This is a genomic window from Floridaenema aerugineum BLCC-F46 (assembly GCF_041929345.1).
Taxonomy (GTDB): Bacteria; Cyanobacteriota; Cyanobacteriia; order Cyanobacteriales; family Aerosakkonemataceae; genus Floridanema; species Floridanema aerugineum.
This window is the reverse complement of sequence record NZ_JBHFNQ010000007.1, coordinates 19,149-27,669: the sequence shown is the minus strand read 5'-3', so window position 1 is coordinate 27,669 and position 8,521 is coordinate 19,149. Positions and strand designations below refer to the sequence as shown.

The 8,521-nt window shown below is 45.4% G+C and carries 7 protein-coding genes; 5 read left to right on the top strand and 2 right to left on the bottom strand.

The window, feature by feature from the left end; all coding sequences use genetic code 11:
* Positions 1-416: 416 nt before the first annotated feature.
* Complete coding sequence (locus ACE1CC_RS00785; protein WP_413268571.1) at positions 417-728, bottom strand: hypothetical protein; 312 nt, start codon at positions 726-728, stop codon at positions 417-419.
* 235 nt (positions 729-963) lie between these two features.
* Here ACE1CC_RS00785 and ACE1CC_RS00780 point away from each other — a divergent pair, with 235 nt between their 5' ends.
* A complete protein-coding gene (locus tag ACE1CC_RS00780) occupies positions 964-3,123 on the top strand; it encodes an AAA family ATPase (RefSeq protein ID WP_413268570.1) in 2,160 nt (719 codons plus the stop codon).
* A gap of 106 nt (positions 3,124-3,229) precedes the next feature.
* Here the strand turns inward: ACE1CC_RS00780 and ACE1CC_RS00775 are convergent, their stop codons facing one another.
* Entirely contained in the window at positions 3,230-4,936 is a 1,707-nt protein-coding gene (locus ACE1CC_RS00775) for an eCIS core domain-containing protein (RefSeq protein ID WP_413268569.1), read from the bottom strand.
* Between the two features lie 269 nt (positions 4,937-5,205).
* Between ACE1CC_RS00775 and ACE1CC_RS00770 the strand changes: the two genes are divergently transcribed.
* The 4 genes from ACE1CC_RS00770 (at position 5,206) to ACE1CC_RS00755 (ending at position 8,479) form a co-directional block, all read left to right on the top strand.
* Entirely contained in the window at positions 5,206-5,361 is a 156-nt protein-coding gene (locus tag ACE1CC_RS00770; protein WP_413268568.1) for a hypothetical protein, read from the top strand.
* Between the two features lie 140 nt (positions 5,362-5,501).
* Entirely contained in the window at positions 5,502-6,074 is a 573-nt protein-coding gene (locus tag ACE1CC_RS00765; RefSeq protein ID WP_413268567.1) for a Pvc16 family protein, read from the top strand.
* 246 nt (positions 6,075-6,320) lie between these two features.
* Positions 6,321-6,866: an MSCRAMM family protein gene (locus tag ACE1CC_RS00760; protein ID WP_413268566.1), complete on the top strand. Its 546-nt coding sequence runs from the start codon at positions 6,321-6,323 to the stop codon at positions 6,864-6,866.
* Positions 6,867-7,078: 212 nt separating this feature from the next.
* A complete protein-coding gene (locus ACE1CC_RS00755) occupies positions 7,079-8,479 on the top strand; it encodes a phage tail sheath family protein (RefSeq protein WP_413268565.1) in 1,401 nt (466 codons plus the stop codon).
* Positions 8,480-8,521: the final 42 nt, after the last annotated feature.

The following is an 8,521-nucleotide window of genomic DNA, read 5'->3' as shown; positions in this document are numbered from 1 at the left end:
TGGAATCTTTGACTTTATTGAATGAACAAACTGCTCAATTAATGTCATTAAGTCCACATAAACGACCTTATTATCAGCGAGGTCGAAGAGCCGAGATGCTTATCCGGTCTACCTTTTAGCCATAGTTGTCACCCCGTCAGGATTCCCTCCAACTGTAGGGGATACATCGCTAGAGTTTTTTTAGATTAACAATGTTTATGCGCTTTCTGAATAAATAGACGAGGCGCTTTTTCGATGCGATCGTTATCGGGAAAAAGGTGTCTGCTAAAGAGTGCCCTAGATGCTACCCCAAATGCAACTCTCTGCCTGGAAGTGTTATCCCATTTCACACTTGGTTTTTGCTTAATATATTGTTAATTTTGTAGTATCTGTACCTACAAATTGTAATTAAAAATAATAAAAAGCTAAAACTGTCTTTATGCCTCCGTTGCGGTTAGGTTTCCGCAAAAGGAGGGTGACTTCTGATTATTATACCAGCAATAAAAAGTGAATTTGTACGGACAATACCATTGCTTGCTACTACCGATGAAGCGAGATTCTCGGCAACGCCAAGCAATGCCAATAAGAGGGGCTAAAAATGCAGTGATTGGCGCTCTCCTGTCACAGGATGGACTACTCATGGCATCACTATTGAGTAAAACTGCCACATTTTCGCACTGTTGCATAAATGTGCCATCTGTGTGACGGTACGTGCAACTGGGATGAATCTTAGCTCCAATATGTGCCAAAAATGCTAACTTTGACTACCCTGTTTTTATGTAAAAACTGGTTAATTTGAGAATTTTTTCTGACTCTATCATGATTCACCCAATCATGATGCGCCAAACGGTTAAGGGCTACCAACTATCGCTGGGATAATTAGTGATATCTTGATTCCAAAAATGAAAGAAATACAGTCTACAAGAGTTTGAGTAAATGTGTTTTTTGAAAGTTGAAAGTGCAGTTGCAAGGTAAAGAGGAATAATGCTCAGAATGCGCCAATCATGTCCCGAAGATGTGCTATCAGTATTGCGATCGCTCGATAAACTCCTCGATCGGGCAGTGTCTCAAGCACAGCTTGTCTACGGCCCAGAAGCAGCGACTGACCCTTACCGAGGTCTCTACGTCAATCCAGACGATGTAGAACGTTCTCTGGTGCGCGAACCGGGAACTTCGCCGCTTCAGGCAAGCGAGGGGAATTGGGAAGAGTTATTTTTTGAGGAAATTGGCAATTGTTCCAGCTTAATCAGGCTGCAAGAGGCGTTTGAGCTATCGATTTTTGATATAGGTCTGCTCGTGATAGCGATCGCACCCGAACTCGATCTGCGCTACGAACGGATTTACGCTTATCTTCAAGATAATGTTACCCGCAAGCGGCCTAGTATAGATTTGGCGCTCAACCTACTCTGTGGTTCTGCTGAGGCCAAGTTGTCGCGATCGGTTCATTTTACTCCCGATGCACCCTTAGTTCGGCAAGGGCTACTCCAGTTAATTCCAGAGGCAAATCAAACCCAACCACCACTGTTAGCTTACTGCCTGAAGCTGGATGAACAGATTATCCGTTGGTTGTTGGGGCAAGAAGGACTCGATTGGCGATTGAGACAGTTTAGCCAGCTTCGTCAGCCTGAGATTTCTCTGGAACAGCTGCTGTTAGGCATGGTAATGAAGCAGGCACTAGAAGCGGTGACGCTACAGGCTTGGCAAACTCAAGAACCACTAAGGCTCTATTTTCACGGGCCACAAGGGGTTGGTAAGCAACGAACGGCTGAGGCTTTAGCATATCTATTGGGGGTTCCCCTTCTCACCGTTGATTTGGTTGTAGCGCTGGAACTTAAGGTAGATTTTGATGAGGTAGTGCGATTGCTGTTGTGTCAAGCGCAACTGTTAAACGCAATTGTTTATTTGCCTGGAATGGATGAGTTATTGAGTCAGGAACGGTATGGGGTGTATCAGCAACTCCTCGCTGCACTGGCTGAAGCTAGGGGAATTATCGTCCTAGCGGGTAGAAAGCCGTGCCACTCAGACACGACTAGATCTACTAATGCGATCGCGGTAGAGTTTTCCTTGCCAGATTTTGCTCAACGACAGGCTTACTGGCAGGCGAATTTGGCTGGGAGGCGTATTAAACTAGATGACCAAGATATCGATGTTTTGAGCGATCGCTTCCGACTAACAGCCGAACAGATTGATGGGGCGATCGCTGCTGCCTGCAACCAAATTCGCTGGGCTAAGGCAGCTAAGTCTCAAAATATAGCTCAGTCTGAAGTGCAACCAACCCTCCAAGAGTTGTTTGCCGCCACACGCCTGCAATCCGGGCAAGACTTGACGACACTGGCACGCAAAATCTCACCAAAACATACTTGGGGTAGTCTTGTGCTGCCAACTGACCAATTAGCACAACTGCGAGAAATTTGCAATCAGGTGAAATATCACCACATAGTCTGCGAACAGTGGGGATTTGAGGAAACGCTTTCTCTGGGTAAAAGTATCAACGTACTTTTTTCTGGTTCATCAGGTACAGGCAAGACGATGGCAGCGGAAGTCATCGCTAACGAGTTGCAGTTAGACCTCTACAAGATTGACTTGTCGCAAGTTGTTAGTAAGTATATCGGTGAGACGGAGAAGAACTTGGATCGGGTTTTCACAGCCGCAGAGAATGCCAATGCTATTCTGTTGTTTGATGAAGCGGATGCGCTGTTTGGTAAGCGTTCTGAGGTGAAAGATGCTCATGACCGCTACGCTAACTTAGAAGTTGCCTATCTGCTGCAAAAAATGGAAGAGTACGAGGGTATTACGATTCTCACTACCAATTTACGCCAGAATTTGGATGAGGCATTTACTCGCCGCATCCGCTTTATTGTTGAGTTTCCGTTTCCCGAAGTAGACTATCGCTTGCAAATTTGGCAGGGGATTTTTCCCAAACAAATGCCTCTAAAGGCAGATGTGGATTTGACGGTAATGGCACAACAGTTTAAGTTAGCTGGAGGGAATATTCGCAACATTGCTCTGGCTGCGGCATATCTAGCAGCGGAAGATGGTGAAGGGGTGGGGATGAAGCACTTACTCCAGGCAACAAAGCGGGAGTTTCAGAAGATGGGACGCTTGGTGAATGAAGATGATTTTTTGAAGTTAGGGACTGGGTAAACTGGGACTAAAGCTTTTCTGTGAACCCAAATTAGGGATAGCGATCGCATTGATGATAAATTGTTGGGATGAGTTTTCTTGCACAAATTGCTTCTAATGATGTTCTTTATTTGAGCTTTGTTTTCTTAATTGCTTTCTGCGAGTTATTTAACTTTTCTATATTGCTTTCGGGGATGTCTGAAGCTTTCCTTTTTTTTGGGGGATTCAATTGTTGATTGATTTTTTCCTGCAAGTTCTTTAACTTTTCTATATAAGCACCTATGTTATTTGCTATGGAGTTTCCCGTCATCTCTTCATCAAAGTCTAATCCTGCGTTAAACGCCAGCCCATAGTTACTTACTTCCCGCAGGACGTAATCCTTAATAAGCTCCTGGGACAATGTTCCCTTCGGATCTCCTATTTGAACTGCATTCGCCCCAGCACTAGCATTATCCCCGCCGGCGGTCGGTTTCAAAGAAGGCTTATCATTGTAATACATTCTTGCTCCGTACACCGTTGGCTTGTACTTCCCTTCATATAAAATGTAATAGCCACTTTGTATTAGCTTATTGTCCTCATCATTTAGATTCTGATTGTCGTTTCGGTGTGTCATCTCCTGCCCATACTGCAAAATTTTTTCCTTCCTGATGTTCCAACTGGGTTCATGGTCGAGTTGCGTCGTCGCACGGGTTAACGCCTTGAGTCCGTTTTGTCCCATACCGGTAAGCGTTTCTCCTCTTCCCCCTTGGTAAGTATATATCACTGCATTATAAAGATTGCCGCCAAACGAGGGCTTTTTATGACCATCCCATACTGTTTCTTTGCCCGCACTCTGTGCATTGTACAAATTCTCTGTGTCCGCCAGACCTGGAGGATGAGGTGCCCTCTGTACCAAACCCCTCCCCCCATTACTGGCGGATGCTAACGGCTGTTGGGGGCAGTTATGGAGCGATCGCATCACCGTCCCCCCATTCTGCTGCACCACATGAGTCAACTCATGGGCAATCAACTCCTGCCCCCCTCGGCTCCCTGGGTTATATTCTCCCTGCCGAAAGAACATATCCTGCCCCGTCGTAAACGCCTTGGCCTGTATCGATTGATTCAAGTGGTCAGACTGAGCATCCGTATGCACCTTTACCCCACTAAAATCCGCCCCCATCGCCTGCCCCATTGACTGTTGCAGACCCGCATCTAAGGGCTGCCCACCTCCCCTGGCACGGTTTATGGCAGATTCCAAATCCGTTGATGCGTCTCCTCCGTCTATCGCTTCCTGACGCTGTAGGATTGACTTAGCTTGGAGGTCTTCCTCTTCGGGCATTGCTTCTCGCTGCACCTCTGGAGATAACGGCACACGCTGTAGGTCAGAACTACTTGGTTTCGCCTGAAGTTCCTCGTCGTCTATATCCTGACGTTGCAGCGCCGTAATCTCTGGTTTCGCCTGAAGTTCCTCGTCGTCTATATCCTGACGCTGTACCGACTGCCCTTGTGCTGACTCGGCTGAAGCGGGGGTATGGAGTTGTTCAACCACCTGGGAGGCTACTCTATCTGCTTGCTGTTCGTACTTGTCCCCTGGTTCCCCTATGGTCAACTTTGCCTGCACCTTTGTCGCACTTCTACCAGCCAACAGCCGACTCACTTCCCGATTTCCAATTGTGCTCTGAAGTGACAACACCTCATCTGCACTCAGCGAACTGGGTTCGGCTTTCGCTCTCTGGATCAGCGTTGCCGGGTGCGTCTCCTTCACCTGCGGCGCTGTTGTTTTGCTCGACTGTTGTAGCTTTTGCTGAGCGGGATGGCTTTTGGGCGATATCTGCCCAGGCTTTCGGTGATACATTTCTTTCTCTCCCGATGTAACGCTTTTTCAGTCATTTTAAGCACGTTTCCCCACCCTGCCGAGATATTACGGTGTACCTCCACTTCTTGGTCGCAAAAGCAAGGAGGGTCTTAGGTAAAGCTTTCGTTCTTCCTACCTATATTTGAGCTACGTTTGAGCATCTGGGGAAGGAGCGATCGCAAAAAGCTAGTTTTTATAAGTTCGTGCAATGCCTCGATTGTTTAGGTTACCTTCTCCTTAAATTAGACTAACGAGAAGCAAGACTATATATGCCGACACATTATACCATCAAAAGTATAATGACAGAAAAGTTAGCTCTTGTAAAGCGAAATGTCACAATACTAGAGGAGCGATCGGCTCAAGCTAAGCTACGAATCACGGTTGTTGATTGGGTTTGGGAAGAGGGAGTGTGTAAGCCCACTTAGGTGCAGTGCCTAAGCCCAGTATTTAGTTCAACTTGCACTCTCCACTTAGAATAAGCAACTCTCAACCTGTAGCGTAGACATTGCCTGGGAAGATTGTAAAACAGTTTCCACATAATAAAGATTCCTGGGAGGGAAAGCTAATGTTCCAAGACTTGGATGACACCCTCAAAGAATTGTTACTTCAGAAAGTGCCGATTAAAAACACAGATATCGATATTGAATTTGAGAGACCGAATACTGACTGGGAAACAAAGCTACAAAAGCCAACCATTAATCTGTTTCTCTACGATATCCGCGAAAATCTCGAGTTACGGAGTAACGAACGATTCCTCACCCGTAACGGGGTAACGGGTATCGAAACCAAAGACCCTGTTCGCATGGATTTGTCCTATATGATTACAGTTTGGACAAAAGAGATTGGGGATGAGCATCGGCTTTTGGGAAATATTTTGAAAACTTTGTTGCGCTATCCCATCCTACCGACCGAGGTTCTTCAAGGAGAAATGCAACATCTATCCATACCCTTACGTGCCTGGGTAACTCAACCCGAACAGACACCCAGTTCTTGGGATTTTTGGACTGCTTTAGAAGGGCGGCTAAAAGCAGGTCTTAGTTACGTAGTAACAGTTCCAGTTCAGCCCTTTGAGCCAGTTGAAGTGCCTCTAGTAACTGAAAAGGTGATTACATTGGAATCCAAGAAGGCAAAATTCTAAAGTTACTTATACAATCGTCTGTAATAGTTGCGTAAGTTCTACTCTTGTTGGTATCAATTTAGGCATCAACAATTTAGCTTTTGTTGTGATTGCGAAAAAATCGGACATAATTTATCAATCCAAAGCTGCAAATAATAAAATTATTATAAAGAAAAATCGTTGTTGTACAAAGCGTCTGTAAGATAAATAATTATAAATTTGAGGCAATATTAGTAGATACTGCTGTTAACATATTAAGGCTGGCCTGTGGAAGAAATTCGTCATCAAGTTGCGATCGCAGGTTCTGTAACCGATGCCATCACTCAGCAGAGGATTGCAGATGTTGGGGTTGAAGTTGTGGAACAAAATCTTCAAATCCAAACTCGTGAAGATGGTTCCTTCTATTTCATTGACCTGCCAGATGGACAGTATACTTTGAAGGTTTCAGCACCAAATTTAGGGAGTCGCTATGGTACTGCCACTGTAGCAAATATCACTGTAAAAAATGAAAATGGCAGACCAATATTCGACTTACAAGCTAACGTAAAACTGTCTCCTACCCGGCTGGTTGGACAGGTCAAGCGCAGCGATAATAACCAACCTATCGCCAACGCCCTAGTTCAACTGTGCGGTAGCGAAACCCAAACTTTAACCAATAAGGAGGGTCGGTATGTTTTATCGGGTATTCAGGCTAGTCAGCCTAGAGTTCAGGTTTCGGTCAACGGGTTTGTGACACAGATTCAACAAGTAAAAGAAAAACTAATTGCTGGACAAGAACAACCCGTCGATTTTAGGCTGGTTCCCTCAAATTGAGCCAATGCTCAACAAATCTGCTCAAACAAAATTAGGACTTACGCAAAGAAACCCGGTTTCTAGGAAAAATCGTCGGTTTGGCAACGAGAAATATAGGAAGAAACCGGGTTTCTATCCTCGTCCTGCGTAAGTCTTGAAAATGTCTGGTTGCAGATCAGAACCATCACAATTAAGCAACGCAGTTAACAGCAATTCTCTCAAAGGAGAGGTTTATGCCTGAATATCTTGCCCCTGGCGTTTACGTCGAGGAAATACCTTCTGCAATTAAAGCGATCGCAGGAGTCAGCACTAGTGTAGCGGGATTTATTGGAGTTGTACCAGAGGATTTGAATCTGCCTCTTACTCCTGTGGTCAATCAAGAGATTGGTAAAGGCGATGGTAATAAAATTCAATTCACACTAGGGAATTACAAGGTAAAAACAGAACCCAATTCTTATCAGTTTTCGGTAGGCGGTGAGGACACCACAGCCACAGCTACACTCTCATTTGATGACGCAAAACGTATTTCTTTAGTAACTTTTACTGCTCCTCCCGCAGAAAATGCAGTTATCAATGGAAGTTACCAACCTTTATTTCTTCCGGTAGCTGTTGGTGCAGTTAAGCTATGTACCAACTTTAGTGAATTCAAAAAATTCTTTGGTGACTTCTCCACTAATACAGACCAACGTCTGCTAGTCCATGCCGTGTATGGATTTTTTAACAATGGTGGTTCTCGCTGCTATGTAATGCGGGTAAATCAAGCTGCGGATATTACTGTAGAGTTCCTAGAGCGCACATTTGAGCCGATTGACGAAATTGCGATTGTCGCTGCTCCTGGTATTGTACAGGCTAATGTTCGTGATGCTATTATCATTCACTGTAGACAGAAAACCCAGGATCGATTTGCGATTTTTGATAGCCCGGAAACCGTAGAAAGTGATGGCAATCTCGATCTTACCAAGCTTTCTCGGTCTAACACGGCGAACGTCCTGCCCAATAATTCTGACTACGCTGCTTTTTATTTTCCCTGGATCGAAGTTTTTGATCCAGCAACAAAGACAAACATATACGTCCCGCCCAGCGGTCATCTGGCTGGAATATACGCTAGAGTTGATACTGCGATCGGAGTGCATAAAGCCCCTGCAAATGAAGTTATTCTGGGAGCGCTGGGACTGAAGTACAACATCAGCAAAGCTCAGCAACAAGGACTAAACCCCCAAGGCGTCAACTGCATCCGCAACCTCAACGGCAACTTTCTGGTGTGGGGCGCACGCACGATTGCCGAAGATACTAAGCAAGACTTGAAGTACATCAACGTCCGCCGCACCCTGCTGTATTTGCGGGAATCGATTGATGAAGGCACCCAGTGGGTTGTGTTTGAGCCAAATACCCCAGACCTGTGGAAGAGAATTATTCGCAATGTCTCAGATTTCCTAACAGTTGTTTGGCGTTCCGGGGCATTATTTGGTAACACTCCCCAAGAAGCGTTTTACGTCAAATGTGATGCTGAAAAAAATCCTCCAGAGGAGCGGGAACTGGGCAGGGTAATTACAGAAATTGGAGTAGCGATCGTCCGTCCGGCTGAATTTGTGATCTTCCGGATCAGCCAGATTACCGCTAACACTTCCAGCTAACCGCTGTGCCTCAAAGTTCCCAGCACGCACGAAATGGAGGCA